The 18,061-nt window shown below is 31.5% G+C and carries 12 protein-coding genes; 9 read left to right on the top strand and 3 right to left on the bottom strand.

The features are described from left to right. Nucleotides 1-1,389 (bottom strand): serpin family protein, encoded by a 1,389-nt coding sequence (locus OCU55_RS10820; protein ID WP_261852332.1) that lies wholly within the window; start codon nucleotides 1,387-1,389, stop codon nucleotides 1-3. After that, nucleotides 1,382-1,876, bottom strand: coding sequence for an RNA polymerase sigma factor (locus OCU55_RS10815; RefSeq protein ID WP_261852331.1), 495 nt, complete (start codon nucleotides 1,874-1,876; stop codon nucleotides 1,382-1,384). Before OCU55_RS10815 ends, OCU55_RS10820 begins: the two co-directional genes overlap by 8 nt. Before the next feature lie 366 nt (nucleotides 1,877-2,242). Here OCU55_RS10815 and OCU55_RS10810 point away from each other — a divergent pair, with 366 nt between their 5' ends. Together OCU55_RS10810 and OCU55_RS10805 are read left to right on the top strand one after the other, a co-directional pair. Then, nucleotides 2,243-4,438, top strand: coding sequence for an alpha-galactosidase (locus OCU55_RS10810; RefSeq protein ID WP_261852330.1), 2,196 nt, complete (start codon nucleotides 2,243-2,245; stop codon nucleotides 4,436-4,438). Between the two features lie 571 nt (nucleotides 4,439-5,009). Next, the gene (locus OCU55_RS10805; protein WP_261852329.1) at nucleotides 5,010-5,900 is read left to right on the top strand and encodes a GGDEF domain-containing protein; all 891 of its coding nucleotides are present in this window, start codon (nucleotides 5,010-5,012) and stop codon (nucleotides 5,898-5,900) included. A 116-nt stretch (nucleotides 5,901-6,016) separates the two neighbouring features. Here the strand turns inward: OCU55_RS10805 and OCU55_RS10800 are convergent, their stop codons facing one another. Continuing rightward, entirely contained in the window at nucleotides 6,017-7,687 is a 1,671-nt protein-coding gene (locus tag OCU55_RS10800; protein ID WP_261852328.1) for an alpha-keto acid decarboxylase family protein, read from the bottom strand. A gap of 367 nt (nucleotides 7,688-8,054) precedes the next feature. Here OCU55_RS10800 and OCU55_RS10795 point away from each other — a divergent pair, with 367 nt between their 5' ends. The 7 genes from OCU55_RS10795 (at nucleotide 8,055) to purF (ending at nucleotide 18,061) form a co-directional block, all read left to right on the top strand. Further along, entirely contained in the window at nucleotides 8,055-8,744 is a 690-nt protein-coding gene (locus OCU55_RS10795; RefSeq protein ID WP_261852327.1) for a YjbE family putative metal transport protein, read from the top strand. Between the two features lie 48 nt (nucleotides 8,745-8,792). After that, nucleotides 8,793-9,401: an HD domain-containing protein gene (locus OCU55_RS10790; protein WP_261852326.1), complete on the top strand. Its 609-nt coding sequence runs from the start codon at nucleotides 8,793-8,795 to the stop codon at nucleotides 9,399-9,401. A 681-nt stretch (nucleotides 9,402-10,082) separates the two neighbouring features. Beyond that, nucleotides 10,083-11,132 carry an alanine racemase gene (locus OCU55_RS10785; protein ID WP_261852325.1) on the top strand — a complete coding sequence of 350 codons (1,050 nt, stop codon included), beginning with the start codon at nucleotides 10,083-10,085 and terminating at the stop codon, nucleotides 11,130-11,132. A gap of 520 nt (nucleotides 11,133-11,652) precedes the next feature. Next, on the top strand, nucleotides 11,653-15,396 hold the full coding sequence (locus tag OCU55_RS10780; protein ID WP_261852324.1) for a phosphoribosylformylglycinamidine synthase: 3,744 nt from the start codon (nucleotides 11,653-11,655) through the stop codon (nucleotides 15,394-15,396). A gap of 48 nt (nucleotides 15,397-15,444) precedes the next feature. Further along, nucleotides 15,445-15,924 carry a 5-(carboxyamino)imidazole ribonucleotide mutase gene (purE, locus tag OCU55_RS10775; protein ID WP_261852323.1) on the top strand — a complete coding sequence of 160 codons (480 nt, stop codon included), beginning with the start codon at nucleotides 15,445-15,447 and terminating at the stop codon, nucleotides 15,922-15,924. Further along, a complete protein-coding gene (gene purC / locus OCU55_RS10770) occupies nucleotides 15,924-16,628 on the top strand; it encodes a phosphoribosylaminoimidazolesuccinocarboxamide synthase (protein WP_261852322.1) in 705 nt (234 codons plus the stop codon). Before purE ends, purC begins: the two co-directional genes overlap by 1 nt. Nucleotides 16,629-16,651: 23 nt before the next feature. Further along, the gene (purF, locus tag OCU55_RS10765; RefSeq protein ID WP_261852321.1) at nucleotides 16,652-18,061 is read left to right on the top strand and encodes an amidophosphoribosyltransferase; all 1,410 of its coding nucleotides are present in this window, start codon (nucleotides 16,652-16,654) and stop codon (nucleotides 18,059-18,061) included.

Below are 18,061 nucleotides of genomic sequence, written 5' to 3'. Positions count from 1 at the left end.
TTATTTTTGAATTGGTGTATCCACAACACCCATGAGTATAGGAAGATTAGTAGTATCATCTATTATAAGATATAGAAAAGGATGATTGAAGTTTATTACTTTGGCTGTAGATATACCCTTAGATATCTCTTCACTTTTGGTTGCAGAAGATGCTTCAGTTCCTTTTTCACCTACGGTTATGTAGTTTTTTTGAGTTATATCTTTTACAAAAATATTGCCTTTTGTTGATCCCATTTTTAAGAGATTAGCTTTTTTTTCGTCAAATATAGTATTTATTCCAAGTGAAGATAAATCCTTATTTAGGGATTTTTTGTATCCAATTTGGAATTTTGGAAGTATGACATGTGTATCACTTACTTGTAAGGAATTTATTTTAGTAGCTAGGGTGTCTTTATCAAGCTTTGAGATATAATCTCGGATATTAATATTATCATTAGGCATCATTGCTATAAAGGATAAGTTTCCTTCTTTATATGGAAGGGATATAATTTGTTCGGCTTCAGTAGAAATATTTTTTATATTTATTTCTGTACTCATGAACTCTGCATTAATAGTTTTCTTATCACTTGTAGTAAAATTTGCTTTATGGGTGGGCTCAGTAAAAGGAAACTTCCAGGTATCATTAAAATAAAGAGTAGAAAACATTAGCATAACTGCATTTTTATCTATAGTATCTATCATGGTATCTATTTTCTTGTTTGTAACTTTACTAATCCAAGCGTTAATGGAATTTGGTGCGTTATCTGATTGAAGGTCAAGTTTGTAAGCACTAGTTTCGTAATAAGTCTTATTTATCTTAAGAAAATCGTTATTTATATTAAGCTCATCATCATACCATATAGAATTTGATATATTCAATATTGAATTTTTGCTGCTTTTCATTAATCTTGAAGTTAAAGTTTTATAATAGATATTTAAATCTGCCTCACTTACTCCATACTTTGATAATGTTCTTAAGATCTCATCATTTGATTTGCCATCAGAGCCATTGAGTATTGTACCTAAGGAAAGACATAATGATAAAGGGGAATAAACAGCATTTTTTTCTTTTGAAAGTTCTTTAAACATTGATATGGAGAATTCTGAAGTTGAATCTAAAAACTCTTTTGAAAGGTTCTCTTTTAAAGTTATATTTTCGAAACTAACACCTTGCATTAGATCTTTTGCTTTTACTGAATTATTAAAAGGCCCCTTAATAACAGTTATACCGATAATAAGTAGTATAAGTACAAAAGATGTAAAAGCAAAAACAAAAGATTTCCTTAAGGAAAATAAATTTCTTGAAGTTTGCTCTTTATCTAATGTCTGTTTTATCATATCCATAGTTTTATTCTTTAAATTATCATTCAGTTTTATATTGTTTAGATCTTTTTTAAATTTATCACTCATAAAACTCATCCCTCTCCAATTTGTTTTTAAGTTTATCACGAGCTCTCTTTAGTCGAGTACGAATAGTAGCTTGATTAACTTTTAGTATATTTGATATTTCAGAGGTAGAATAGCCTTCGTAATAGTACATATAAATTACTATCTTATATTTAGGTTCTAAACTAAATACAGCCTCAAATACTTCGCTAAGCTCAATATCTTCAGTAGCAGAATCAATGTCGTTAATAGGAACGGTATTTTTGTTCCAATAACTTTTTAAAAAATCTTTGCAAGTATTTGCAGTGACTTTAATAAACCAAGCATGTTCATGGTTGTTATCTTTAAAGGAAGGTTTCTTTTCTATAAGTTTTAAAAATACTTTTTGAAATACATCTTCAATATCTGCATTTTCCTTTAAATATAATCTACATATTTTATAAACTGTATTTCCATAGGCTTCTATTTTTTCGCGATAGTAGTTACTATCATATTGGGATATAGTATACATACCTTAACCCCCTTTCAATTTATAAACGACTGATAGATGCAGAATGTTTCAGTTAATGTAGTAAATTTCCATATAAAGATGAAACACTTTAATCTAAAACTTATTGAAAAACTCCTCTGAGTTCTAAGAGGAGAATGCTTCATCCATATATTTAGTTAACTGATTTTTTGCAATAGTAATTATATGGAGATGAATTAGCATTAAGAAATATTGTAATTATATATAAATTTGTAAAAATAATTCATCATATCTCATTGTATACGTTTTATTAACCCTTTGGTAGAATATATTACATAAAATTAAACTAAATGAACTGTGTTTGAATCATATATTTTTAAGTATGTTTTATGAAAGGATAGATGGATTATGGGAATTACATATAATGAAGATAATAAAGTTTTTCACTTACAAGCTGGACATACAAGTTATATTATGCAAATTGTAAAAGATGGATATCTTGCACATCTATACTGGGGTAAGAAAATCAGAAATGTAAACGAAAAAGATATGTTAGTTTATAGAGGAAGAACTTCTTTTTCGGCAAACCCAGATGATAAAGATAAGATATTTTCATTAGATACACTTCCTCAAGAGTATCCAGCCTATGGAAATACAGATTTTCGTGCTCCTGCGTATCAACTACAACTAGAGAATGGTTCAACTATAACTGATTTAAGATATGAATCACATACAATTTCTAAAGGTAAACCAAAACTTAAAGGCTTGCCAGCCACTTATGTTGAAGATAAAGATGAAGCAGAAACTTTGGAAATAGTTTTGATTGATAGCTTGATTGGACTAAGAGTACATCTATTATATACTGTGTTTGAAAAATATGATGTTATCACAAGAAGTGCACGATTTGTTAATGAGTCAAATAGTAACTTAAAGCTCTTACGTGGACTAAGTATGAGTGTAGATTTTATAAGAGATGATTTTGATTTCTTACATCTAAATGGATCTTGGGCTAGAGAAAGGCATATCATAAGAGAAAAGTTAACTCCAGGCATGCATTCAATTGAAAGTAGAAGGGGCTCAAGTAGTCATGAGCATAATCCTTTTATTGCAATAATAAGTCAAGATTGTACAGAAGAACAAGGTGAGGCTTATGGTTTAAGTTTGGTGTATAGTGGAAATTTCTTGGCACAAGCTGAGATAAATATGTATAAATCAACAAGAGTTTCAATAGGAATAAATCCATTTGATTTTTCATGGTTATTGGAACCAGGTCAAGATTTTCAAACACCTGAGGTAGTAATGGTATATTCATCTCAAGGGCTTGGTGCAATGTCTAGAACTTATCATAAGCTATACATGACAAGACTCTGCAGAGGCAAATATAGAGATAAGACAAGACCAATATTAATAAATAATTGGGAGGCAACCTATTTTGATTTTAATGAAGAAAAGCTCATAGCTATAGCAAAAGAGGGAAAGAAACTCGGGATTGAACTTTTTGTTCTGGATGATGGATGGTTTGGAAAAAGAAATAGTGATGATTGTTCTTTGGGCGATTGGGTAGTAGATAAGAATAAATTGCATGATGGGCTAACAAGTTTAGGCCATAGAATAAATGATCTAAATATGAAATTTGGATTATGGTTTGAACCAGAGATGGTTTCTCCAGATAGCGATTTATATAGAGCTCATCCAGATTGGTGCTTGCATGTGCCGAATAGGACTCGCTCTACTGCAAGAACTCAATTAATATTAGATTTATCAAGAGAAGATGTTTGCGACTATATAATAAAAGCTCTTTCAGAAGTATTGAGTAGTGCTCCAATAAGTTATGTAAAATGGGATATGAATAGAAATATGACAGAGATAGGATCGAAGCTTCTTTCAGCAGATAGACAAAGGGAAACTGCTCATAGATATATATTAGGATTATATAAAGTAATGGATAAACTAACGAATGAATTTAAAGAAATTCTTTTTGAAGGGTGCTCAGGTGGTGGTGGTCGTTTTGATCCAGGAATACTTTATTATATGCCTCAGATTTGGACTAGTGATGATTCAGATGCAGTGGAGAGATTAAAAATCCAATATGGAACTAGTATTTTGTATCCTGTTAGTACAATGGGTGCTCATGTTTCAGCTGTTCCGAACCACCAAGTCGGAAGAAATACGCCTCTTAAGATGAGAGGCGATGTAGCTATGTCAGGTAATTTTGGATATGAGTTAGATCTTACTAAATTCACAGAGAAGGAAAAGAAAGAAGTTAAAGAACAAGTAATGCAGTATAAAGAATTAAGAGCTTTGATTCAATTCGGTGATATGTTCAGATTGGTAAGTCCATTTGAAGGTAAGGGAAATGAAACTGCTTGGATGTATGTGTCGGAGGATAAGAATGAAGCAATGGTTGCATATTTTAGAATCCTTGCCGAGGCTGATGCGCCTGTAAGAAAACTTAGACTTATTGGATTAGATCCAGATAAAGATTATCTTGTAAGTGAATGTGAAGGGATTTTTGGCGGAGATGAGTTAATGTATTCAGGCATTACAATACCATTTTTATTTGGAGATTATCAAAGTGTTGTTTGGAAGATTAAATCAAAGTAAAACTTAAAGTAGAGACTATGGGGATTATAGTGATTTGTAACATATAGAGCGTTTGAAACCCTAGTATATAAAAGTAAAAGTTACAGATTTTCTTAAAATGTATCAGAAAAAACTTGAAAAATAATTAAATAATGAGATAATTAAGTGCAAACAACTTGAATTTTTTAGATGTTTGCACTTAATTATTTTAGAACTTAGTTTTAATCTCGATAATAAGAGTACTATAAATAGGTTCTATATTTGAAGGAAATAGATATATTTTGTATGAAGTTTGTTACATCTATACAGGCTTGTTTTTTATTTAGATTTTATTGCATTATAATTTCTTAAATTGTAGTTTAAATATTAAGTGATAGAAAATATATATTTAATCACTCAAATCTAATTTTATAGATTGACTTGAATACTTATTTCCTTGAAAGTTTAAGCTTCATTGATAAAGTGTACAACTTACATTATAGATTTAATATAAAACTATTACTATTTCAAGTAGAAGGCTCTAAGAATGTAAGGTTTATTTATAAGCCATACGACTATAAGGCATAATAAGGATTGGAAGTGATTTTAATATATGGATAATGATATAACGATAGATTATATTGAGAATAATTTAAGTATATTCAAGAAACTATACGATGTTATAAGGGTAATTGATCCAATTACAAAGAGGGTGCTCCTATATAATGGAAATACTATAGTTGAGAAAGGGAGTACATGTTTTAATAAAATTGGTAGAGAATCCATTTGTGAAAATTGTATATCTATTAGAGCATTAAAGGATAAAAAGACTTATATGAAAATAGAGAGTGTGGATAGTAAATCTTATCTTATTACAGTATTACCAATTGAAGTTGAAAACAAGACATTAATAGTGGAACTTATCAAGGAAGTTACAGATAGTCTTTTTTATGGACATAGTTTAGATGGTGAAGGCTGTAAGGTTAGTAATATAATAAGTGATTTGAAACTTATGACTATACGGGATTCGTTAACGGACATTGGTAATAGAAGATTTATTGATGAAACACTACCTATAGATATGCAACTATGTTTTAAGAAGGATGAGCCTATTTCAATAATAATGGTTGATGTGGATTACTTTAAGATGATTAATGATAAGTTTGGTCATACCACAGGGGATTTTGTCTTAAAGGAATTAGCAGGATGCCTAAAACAATGCATAAGAAATAAGAAAGATTGGATCGGAAGATACGGAGGAGAAGAATTTTTAGTATGTATACCGGGGGCTGATGAAAAAGCTGCATTGGAAATAGCTGAAAGAATGCATGAGTGCATATTGAAAAAGAAGTTTATTCATAATAATGAAGATATAAAGGTAACTGCTTCCTTTGGAATATGCTCAACTGTTGATAAAAAAATAACAGTAGAAGAATTTTTGAATTTTGCTGATAAAAAGTTATACGAAGCTAAAAATGCTGGAAGAAATAGAATTGTATTTTAATATAATAGGAGAGAAATCTATATTTAGTGATTTCTCTACTATTTTTACTGTATAAAAAAATATAAAATTTTTAAGCTGACTAAACCTCGATATTTCAATGGTTTGTAAGTTTTTTATTACATTTGTTTTACCATATCATGTATATTATGTACCATATATGGTGCATCCATTTTATCGCAGATCATTTCTATGAAGCAGAGCTTTTCTTTACATTGAACTTCGGCTTGTTTAATTGCTTCATCTAGTTCTATATTTGTATAAACTTTTGTGACATATGAATTTCCTCCATAAGATTCAACAAGCTTAGTGTAATCCCAATTTGGGATATCATTATAATAGACCTTATTAGGATTATTTAGATATGCTTCTATTGTATAAAAGTTATTATTAAGCAGGAAGATTATCGGTTTACAATTGTTGTGCAACATAGAACTTATCTCTTGTGTGGTTAATTGATGCGATCCATCTCCTGTAAATAAAATAATACGTCTATTTTTAGCTGCAATAGATGCTCCAAAGGTAGCAGGAGTTGCGTATCCAATACTTCCCCAACCACTTTGATTTATATATGTTACTCCTTTTGGAAGCCTTAGCTGAGATACTCCATATGCAAATGTCCCTGTTTCAGCAATAATAATATCATCTTCTTTAATAAATTCTTGTATCCTAGGATAATAGAAGTTAGATGAAATTTTATCTTCTAAACTTGCAACGCTATTGGTGTAAGGAAAATGTACATTAGGCTTTGGTGTTGATTTATTTTTTGCAATTTTTAAAAGTTCATTTAGTGAATCTCTTATTAGGATATTTTCATATACAGACATTCCAACTTTAACATAAGTAGGTTGAAGTTCTATTATATTTAGTGGATTTAGATTTGCACTGAAGGAACCGGTATTATAGTCTGACCAAATGGCTCCTATAGTTATGAGGCAGTCGGAACTTTCTACTATCTTCTGAACTTCATTGCTTCCCCAATTTCCAGCATATAAACCTATATAATTAGGATGACTTTCATTAAAAGAACTTTTTCCCATCATCATTGTAGCAACAGGTATATCCATTTTGTCTACTAATTTTTCTACTATACTCTGTAGACCATATCTCAATACTAAGATATCAGGGATTATAATAGGATTTTTAGCCTTTGTAATCATTAAGTTTATATGGTCAATAGCTGATTTTAGAGACTTTTCATCAGTTTGCTTTTCAGTTGTAACTAAACTTCTAGTAGTAACTTTCTGTTCGGCTACGTCTATGGCAATAAGTAAATATACCGGTTTTTTTGTATCTTTTGCAATACTAATAGCTTTAGGTATCTCTATTTCTGCATTCTCTTTTGTGATGACTGCAGTATATGCGGTTATATTCTCATAAATTTTTATAAATGCGTCGTAATAGCCATCAAGCAAAGTATGATGCATCTTTTTATGTTCTAGTTGGACGGTTGTTTTAGGGGCCCCTACTATATGAATAACGGGGACATTTTCACTGTAGGAACCTGCAATTGCATTACATGCGCTTAGCTCACCTACACCAAAGGTTGTAATTATTGCCCCCATTCCTTTTATTCTTGCATAGCCATCTGCTGCATATCCAGAATTTAATTCGTTGCAACAATTTACGAAATTAATTTTTTTATAGTGTTCTAATGTATCCAAAAGTGAAAAATTATAATCTCCAGGTACTCCGAAGATTTCAGTTATTCCTTCTTTATATAAACAATCATATAAATATTCACTTACAGTTGGCTCATTTGTATAATTTGTTTTTTGTTGTTGAAGCATACCAACATACCTCCTAGATTAATTAAATTGCATTTAAAAACATTATCTGATAATTATTTTAAATGCAATTTAATTAATATTTTAGCCAAGGTTATAAACCTTATGCTTTGGATTTTAATTAAAAATAAAGCCAGTTAATAAAATATTTAGTGTATAATATTTTGCAGTTAAGGCTGGTTATAAGCATATGTCTATTCAAAAAACTGATAGATAATTATGATATAAAAGCAGGAGATACATTTATGTGTTTTCTACTATTTCAAATTAAAACAATGTATACAGCATATTTTACGGACATAATAGCGTATATTTAAACAAAATAGAAATATCTATAGCAAAGTACACGCTGTTGTAAATGGAGGTTAATATGTACACATTTTCTGAACTTATTTCAAAGGGAATTGAAATCTTTTTTATCAATTTAGTTCTTTCTGGTGATAATGTTGGGGTTATAGCACTGGCAATAAAAGATTTACCACCAAAGAAGGCCAAGCTTGCCAATATTATGGGAGTATGGGTAGCACTCTTTCTTAGAATATTTTTCGTAGGTATTATTGGCTTTTTATATACTTTAGATTGGCTTCATATCAATATAATAGGGGCCATATTGCTGCTATATATTACTTTTAATATGATTCAAGACCAAGGTAAAGGTGTCCGAGCAAAAAGCGGACAAACTGGTGGCTTTTTTAAAGCAATTATATCGATAACAGTAGCGGATATAAGTATGAGCCTAGATAATGTATTAGCGATAGTTTCAATTGCTATGACTGATACTGAGAAGATAACAGGTCAGCAGATGGGACTGGTAATCTTCGGATTAATGATATGCATGCCTATTATATTTTGGGGAAGTGAATTTATCGCTGAGATGATGGTAAGGTTTCCTGTGATTATATATATGTGCGCAGCTTTACTAGTTTATACTGCAGTGAAAATGATTTTTGACGATAAATTAGTGTCAGGGGCAATAAATAATATAAATCCTGCGCTAGGTTTAATTTTTTCGATTTTATGTGCATTAGCAGTGTTGGTTTATGGTATTGAAAATCTATAAGAGATAGTATAACAAAAATTACATAAATGAAAGATGGGATGGATCAAAGTGGGAGAACTAAGGAGTATATTGGAACTTATAAATTTTTCTGAAAAACTAAAGTATGAATTAAGGCATAGTTATTTATCTAATGGAAGGCAAGAGAGTGTTGCAGAGCACAGTTGGAGGCTTTCTCTTATGGCCATAATGATAGAGAAACATCTTACTAAGCCTATAGATTTAGAAAAACTTTTAAAGATGACTATAATACATGACCTAGTAGAAGCAGAAGTGGGAGATATTCCTACTTTTGATACTATGAACAATGAGATAAAAAAGAATATGAAACATAAAAATGAAATCAGAGCCATTGAAAAAATAAGAGATATGATTGGTGGTATCTTAGGTAATGATATGTATGATTTATGGATGGAATTTGAAGAGAAAGAAACTTATGAGGCTAAGATTGCCAATGGATTGGACAAGTTAGAAGCGCAAATACAGCATAACGAAGCAGATTTATCTACGTGGATAGATATAGAATTTAAGATGTGCTATATGCTTGACAAACATGTTGAATTTGAGCCGGCCTTAATGGAACTTAAAAAATTAGTGTTAGAACAAGCTGAACAGAAATTGATAAAAGCTGATATTGATCTTGATTCTTTAAAAAGTTGATAAATTTTATTTCACACAAACAATACATATTTATTACATAAGTATAATACAATTCTAAGCTATTATATAAACATAATAAGTTTTAATTTTTACCCCCTAAAAATTAAATTTAAAAATGTATATAATATGAAAAAGTGTATATAATACTAATGACCGATATGGTCATTACGTAGGATCTTGCTGCCGATTGGCAGCTTTTTTTTGTCTCCAAAGATGTGCCAGCTCAATTTGTGTAAAAATCAATTTAAAATTGTATATCTATGGTATATAATATTGAATTGAGATGTATTGAGTCGGTTGTAATGTTTTTAAGAATATATATTTAAATACGAAGTGTACATCAAAAGATGAAATACTTAAATTGGAAATCTATGATCAAAACTCCTCTGGGTTCTGATAGGAGAATTTGAAGATATAAATTTTATTAAGAAGTGATTCATCTATAGATAAACCAGTTCCAAATAAAATCTATATTTGATACTCCTATTACTATTGATAGTTAATAGAAGTATCACTTAGTTTTGTTAAATAAGACTGGATTATCTATATATATTGTGAGAAGGGGATATATATGGATACCGCAACAATTGTTAAAGCTGTGATAATAATACTTTTAGGCAGTGCCTATATATGGACAAATTCAAAGAGGTACAAGGATTAAAAATAGGAAGGGAACATCATATGAAGAATTTTTGGTGCGATGTGTACTTAGATAAGATAAAGAACAATGTAGATAGAATAAAAGACTTGACTAATAACAAAAAAATAATAGCAGTCGTTAAAGGAAATGCTTACGGATTAGGAATTGAAGGGATTACTGAATTTTTAGATCAATTTGTAGATTTCTTCGCTGTTGGAGATTTAGAAGAGGCTAAGAGAGTTAAAAGTCAAAAAGAAATCCTACTATTGACTCCATTGGTAACTTTCACTGATTTTAATACAGACATGGATAATGTAATTTTTACAATAGATAACGAAGCTATACTAGATAAGCTTTCACCTGAAACAAGTATAAAAGTTCACTTATATGTTGATAGTGGAATGAATAGAATGGGAATAAGCCCAGAAAGAATTGATAGTGTAATAGAAAGAATACAAAATGAATTTGAAAACATAATTATAGATGGAATATATACTCACTTACATAATGGAAGCGATATCAAGTATACGAAAAATCAAATTAATATATTCAGGGGCACAGTTGAGAAGTATATAGGGATAATACCCCATATACACTGTTTAAATTCAACTTGCACACTAAACAGTGAATATAGACAACTGGCTGAGTTTACTAACACAGTTAGAAGTGGAAATATTCTATATGGATATGATGGGTTAAATCAGGGATTCAAAAAAGCTTACGGGTTTTATGCTAAACCAGTTAATACTCACTTTGTAAAAAAGGGAGGATATGTTGGTTATGGATGTAAATATAAAGCTAAGAAAGATATGCATGTGGGAGTATTAGGTTTTGGAAACATAGAGCATTTTGGCTTTAATAAGTCAGTAAAGCATAATGTACTTTATGATATTTTAAAGGCTATTTATAATCATGTTAAGTTTAGACCTGTAATCTTTTCGGGAAACATTGGAGTAAGAATTCTTGGTACTGCTAACATGAATACTACATTAATATCAATGAATGGCATAAATATAGAAAGTATACTTAGAATTGATATATCTCCTATACTTGCAGATTCATCAGTGGAGAAAAATTACATAACGAATTAGGTTGCGGTTTAAATAAGTTATTATTCGTCATATAACGAATAATAACTTATTTTTTTGTTTTATTATTGACAAAGTATGGAGCGAGTGTTATTTTATTTTTATAAAGACGAATAATTTTAAGACTATTTAGAGTATAATTCGTAATCAAGGGCGATTACATTCCTAAGTGTGCCCTTAGGATTTTTTTATTCTTTAGGAAATTATAATTTAATATATAGATGTACCACTCCGAACCGAAATCTATTTTTAAAACTCTCACTGCTTATGGTGAGAGAATTTAAAAATAATAAGTTTTATTACGAAATGGTACATACATAAAAATGCGTAACAGACTTAAAACATAATATAAGTTAAAGAATAAAAAAAGAATAATATGGCGCCAGCCTAGTTTTCCTAATATGCATTAGGAAAGGCAGATGCGCAAAAAAAATCACTGAAGAAAGTCGCTTCAGCGACTTTTTAAAAGCTTAAAAGCATTAAGCTATAATAAATCTGAATATTTGTGTTTTGGGAGGAAATCATGATTAGAACTTTGTATGTAGAAAAAAGACAGGGCTTTGACATTGAAGCAAAAGCACTACTAGAGGACTTCAAAACAAATTTAGGAATAGACACTATTAAAGATGTACGTTTAATAAACAAATATTCTTTCAGTGAAGTTGAGAGTGAAGTTTATGAAAAAGCAAAAGCTATAATCTTTTCTGAACCTATGGTAGATAAAGTTTATGAAGACCAATTTCCTATTTTAGAAGGAGAAGCTGTTTTTTCAGTAGAATACCTTCCAGGCCAATATGATCAAAGAGCAGACTCAGCTGAACAATGTTTTCAAATCCTAACAGCAGGAGATAAGCTTGAGATAAAATCATCAAAGGTTGTATGCTTAAGTGGCAATATAAGTAAAGATGAACTAATAAATATAAAACAATATTACATAAATCCTGTTGACTCAAGAGAGGTTGATCCTCTATCTAAAGAACTGTTCTCATCCTATGAAATTCCAAGTGAAGTAAAAAATATACATGGTTTTATAAATATGAATGAAGATCAGCTAAGTTTTCTTCATAAAGAATTAGGCTTAGCTATGACTATAGAGGATTTAATATTAATAAAAGAATATTTCTCAGAGGAGAATAGAAATCCAAGTATTACTGAAATAAAGGTTATAGATACTTATTGGTCAGATCACTGCAGACACACAACTTTTTTAACTGCAATAGAAAGTGTTGAAATAGAGGAAAGTGTCTACACAAGTCCTATCATTAAAAGTTTTAATAGATATAAAGAAGCTAGAAAACTTTTATATAAAGATAAACACAAAGATATGACTTTGATGGATATAGCTGTTATAGCAATGAAAGAACTTAAAGCTAAAGGAATGCTTGAAGATCTAGATATTTCAGATGAAATAAATGCATGTTCCATAAAAGTAAAGGTTGAAACAGAAGCAGGTACTGAAGATTACCTTGTGATGTTCAAGAACGAAACACATAATCATCCTACTGAAATTGAACCATTTGGAGGGGCAGCTACATGTCTTGGTGGGGCGATTAGGGACCCACTATCAGGCAGAACTTATGTATACCAAGCTATGAGGGTTACAGGAAGTGGAGATCCTACAGTAGCTATAGAAAGTACTTTAAAGGGGAAACTACCTCAAAGAAAGATAACTTTAGGTGCAGCACATGGATATAGCTCTTATGGTAACCAGATAGGTCTTGCTACAGGACAGGTTAATGAAATATACGATGCTGGTTATGTTGCTAAGAGAATGGAAATCGGTGCGGTAATAGCAGCAGCACCACTTAAGAATGTAAGAAGAGAAGAACCTGTAAAGGGAGATATAATAATTCTTCTTGGGGGAAGAACAGGAAGAGATGGTTGTGGTGGAGCAACTGGATCGTCTAAAGAACATACAGTTGAGTCAATAGAGCAATGTGGAGCAGAAGTGCAAAAGGGAAATGCACCAACTGAAAGAAAATTACAAAGACTTTTTAGAAATCCTAAGGTTTCTAATATGATAAAGAGATGTAATGACTTTGGTGCAGGAGGAGTATCCGTAGCTATAGGAGAACTTTGCAGAGGTCTTGATATTAACTTAGATCTAGTACCTAAAAAGTATGAAGGTCTTGATGGAACAGAACTAGCTATTTCAGAATCTCAGGAAAGAATGGCAGTAGTTGTTTCGAAAGAAGATGGACAGAAGTTTGTTGAACTAGCACTTGAAGAAAACTTAGAAGCAACTATTGTTGCTGAAGTTACTGATCTTGAAAGAATGAGAATGTTCTGGAATGGTAAAAAGATTGTAGATTTATCAAGAGCATTTTTAGATACAAATGGGGCAAAGCAAACAGCAGCCGCTATATTAAAAGCACCTAGATCTGAAGAAAATGTATTTAACGAAGAAAATAGTGAAACCTTAAGAAAACAATGGATAGAAACTTTAAAGAGTTTAAATGTTGCATCACAAAAAGGTTTAGTTGAAAGATTTGACTCAACAATAGGAGCAGGAACTGTATTAATGCCTTTTGGAGGAAAGTATCAGTTGACTCCTGCTGAAGGAATGGCGGCGAAGATACCTGTAGTTAATGGGGAAGCTGAAGAAGCAACTCTAATGGCATTTGGATTCAATCCTAAAATTGCTAAATGGAGTCCATACCATAGTGCTTATAACGCAGTGGTAGAATCTGTAGCAAAGATAGTTGCTTGTGGTGGTAAGAGCAAAAAGGTTTGGCTAACTTTCCAAGAGTATTTTGAAAAGCTTGGAAAAAATCCTGAAAGATGGGGAAAGCCACTAGCAGCACTACTTGGAGCATACCAAGCTCAAATAGATTTAGGGATAGCAGCCATAGGCGGAAAAGATAGTATGTCAGGAAGTTTTGGAGAGATGGATGTACCACCTACTTTAGTATCTTTCGCTGTAGCTGTTGAGAAAGCTAAAAATATAATCTCACCTGAGTTTAAGAAAGTAAATTCTCAAGTGATTTATGTAAGTGTGAATAGAGATGAAAGTGAACTTATTAATATAGAAGAATTTAAGAAAAATTTAGAAGTAATTGAAAGATTGATAGAAGAGAAAAAAATTATATCAGCATATTCCTTGAAAAATGGGGGCATTTGTGAAGGGATATCTAAAATGTGTTTCGGAAACAAAATTGGGGTTAGGCTTTCAGCATTAAGCAAAGAGGAACTTTTCAATATTAACTATGGAACATTTATACTTGAAGTTCCATGTGGAGTAGATATTGATAGCGAATTTAAAGGGGCTAGTTACAAGATTATTGGTGAAACAATAGAAGAAGCAGCTATTAAAGTTTTAGATGAGAGCTTTGATATTGATGAACTTATATTACAGTGGGAAAGAAAATTAAATAAAGTATTTAAGATTAAGACTGAAGAAGAAAATGAAAAGGTAACTTCTATTCTATATAAAAATAGCTATAAAAAGTCACCAGCAATTAAAACTGCAAAACCAAGAGTGCTAATACCTGTATTCCCAGGTACAAACTGTGAATATGACTGTGCAAGAGCCTTTGAAAAAGAAGGTGCTGAAGTAAAACAGCTAGTACTTAAGAATCTTACTAAAGAAAGTCTTTTAGATTCATTAGTGCAAATGGAAAAAGAAATTAAAAACAGTCAGATAATAATGCTTCCTGGAGGCTTTAGTGCCGGAGACGAACCTGATGGATCTGCTAAATTCATAGCGACTGTGTTTAGAAATGAAAGAATTAGTAATGCTGTGATGGAACTTCTAAAAAATAGAGATGGACTTATGCTAGGTATTTGTAACGGCTTCCAAGCATTAGTTAAACTAGGGTTACTTCCATACGGAGAGATAGTTGATATGGAAGAAGAGATGGCTACATTAACCTTTAACACTATGGGAAGACATATGAGTTCAATAGTAAATACAAAAGTAGTTTCAAAGCTGTCACCTTGGTTTAATGAAGTTAATTTAGGAGATATCAATGCTGTTCCAATATCTCATGGTGAAGGAAGATTTGTTGCACCACAAGAGCTTTTAACAGTGCTTCAAGCAAAGGGACAAATAGCAACTCAATATGTGGATATGAATGGAGAGGCTACACTTAATATGCCATACAATCCAAATGGGTCAATGCTTGCAATCGAAGGTATAACAAGTCCTGATGGAAGAATACTTGGCAAGATGGGTCATTCAGAAAGAATTGGTGCAAACTTGTATAAGAACATTGTTGGAGAGTTTGACCAAAAACTCTTCAAGTCTGGTGTGAATTACTTTAAATAGTGCTGAAATTAATGATAAAAATAATTTTAATCAAGCTGGAGGTATAAGATGAAAGTAGCAATTTTCTTTGGTTCAAAATCAGATACTGATGTAATGAAGGGAGCAGCTAATGCTCTGAAGGAATTTGGAGTGGAATATAAGGCTTTTGTATTATCTGCTCATAGAGTTCCTGAAAAGCTTATGGAAACTCTACATGAAATAGATGAAGAAGGTTTTGAAGTAATAATTGCAGGTGCTGGACTTGCAGCACATCTACCTGGAGTTATAGCATCACATACAACAATGCCTGTAATAGGAGTACCTGTAAACGCAGCAATAAATGGTCTAGATGCTCTATATTCAATAGTGCAGATGCCTAAATCAATACCAGTAGCAACAGTTGGAATAAACAACAGTTATAATGCAGGTATGCTTGCGGTACAGATGCTTTCATTAAAATATCCAGAGCTTAAAGAAAAGCTAATAAATTTCCGTAAAGATATGAAAGAAAAATTTATAAAAGAAAATGGAGAAGGAGTGGAACTATAATGGAAAAAAGAGAAATGATGTATGAAGGAAAAGCAAAAAAAATATATGCAACAGATAAGGCTGATGAGGTAATAGTTTATTATAAGGATGATGCAACAGCATTTAACGGAGAAAAGAAAGGTCAAATAGAAGACAAGGGTGTTTTAAATAACGCAATAACTTCAGTGCTTTTTGAACTTCTTGAAAAAGAAGGAGTTAAGACTCACTTTATAGAAAAGTTAAGTGATAGAGAGCAACTTTGCAGAAAGGTTGAAATAGTACCTCTTGAAGTTATAGTTAGAAATGTAGCAGCTGGAAGTATGGCTAAGAGATTAGGACTAGAAGAAGGATTCCCTTTAAAGACTACAGTTTTTGAAATTTGCTTAAAGGATGATTCCTTAGGAGATCCACTAATCAATGATTATCATGCAGTAGGAATAGGGGCTGCTACATTTGAAGAATTAGAAAAAATGTATGAAATGACTGCCAAGGTTAATGATGTACTTAAGGCATTCTTCTTAAAGCAAAACATAAAGCTTATAGACTTTAAAATTGAGTTCGGCAGATATAACGGAGAAATATTACTTGCTGACGAAATATCGCCAGATACATGTAGATTTTGGGATGCAACTACTAATGAAAAATTAGATAAAGACAGATTTAGAAGAGATCTTGGAAATGTTAAAGATGCATATGTAGAAATACTTAATAGAATTAACCAGTAATTATTAGTGAAAGGAATCTGATTATGAGAATAGAGCCGATTGAAGATAAGTTTAAAGAAGAATGTGGAGTATTTGGAGTGTTTTCCAAGAACAACTTAGATGTAGCAAGAATCACATACTATGGACTTTATGCATTACAACACAGAGGACAAGAGAGTGCGGGTATTGCAGTTTCTGATGGTGAAAGCTTAAAGCATCATAAAGATTTAGGCCTTATAACTGAAGCTTTTAAAGAAAAGCACCTAGAGGAATTAAAGGGACATATAGCAATTGGACATGTTAGATATTCAACTACAGGATCGACTAATGTGGAAAATGCACAACCACTTTTAAGCTCATACAAGCTTGGCTCTATTGCCATAGCACATAACGGAAATCTAGTTAATGCTGATGTGCTTAGAGAACTTCTAGAAGATTCTGGACACGTATTTCATACCTCGATAGACTCAGAAGTAATTATAAGCTTAATAGCTAGAGGAGCAAAAAGAGGAATAGAAAGAGCTATAGCAGATGCTGTTCAAACCATAAAAGGTTCCTTTGCTTTAGTCATGATGACTAAGGATAAGCTTATAGGTGTTAGGGATTCTAATGGAATAAGACCTTTATGTATAGGGAAAATTGATGATAGTTATATTTTAGCTTCTGAAAGCTGTGCTTTAGATACAGTTGGTGCTGAATTTGTAAGAGACGTAAAACCAGGTGAAATTGTAATAATAGATGAACACGGTATTGAAAGTGTAAGATATTCAGAACAAACTCAGTGCGAAACTTGTGTGTTTGAGTATATCTATTTTGCAAGACCAGATAGTACAATAGATGGCATAAATGTTCATCAATCAAGAATTAAAGTTGGAGAAATGCTATTCAAAGAGTCTCCAGTTGAGGCTGATATTGTAATAGGTGTTCCCGATTCAGGAATCTCAGCTGCAATTGGATATTCAAGAGCCTCTGGTATTCCTTATGAAACAGGTTTCGTGAAGAATAAGTATGTTGGAAGAACCTTTATAACACCAAATCAAGAGATTAGAGAAAGAGCGGTATCAGTAAAGCTAAATCCGTTAAAAGTAAATGTAGAGGGTAAAAGAGTAATTCTTATTGATGATTCAATAGTTAGAGGAACAACTTCAAGACATCTTGTTGAAGCCCTTAGAAAAGCAGGGGCTACAGAAGTTCACTTTAGAGTTGCATCACCAGTAGTGAAATTTCCATGTTATTTTGGAATAGACATATCTTATAGAAAAGAATTAATTGGTTCAGATAGAACAGTTGAAGAAATAAATGAGGTAATTGGTGCAGATTCTCTATCTTATATTTCTTTAGAAGGTTTATTAAAGTGTTTTGGAGAAAAGAAAGGTTACTGTTTAGGCTGCTTTAATGGAATTTATCCAGTGTCAACCCCAATAGAAACAGCAAAAGATCATCTTGAAAGGTAG

It is taken from the genome of Clostridium folliculivorans, assembly GCF_024341905.1.
In the GTDB taxonomy this organism is placed as follows: Bacteria; Bacillota; Clostridia; order Clostridiales; family Clostridiaceae; genus Clostridium_AR; species Clostridium_AR folliculivorans.
The sequence above is the reverse complement of the archived record's forward strand: the minus strand, read 5'-3'. Positions and strand labels throughout refer to the sequence as shown.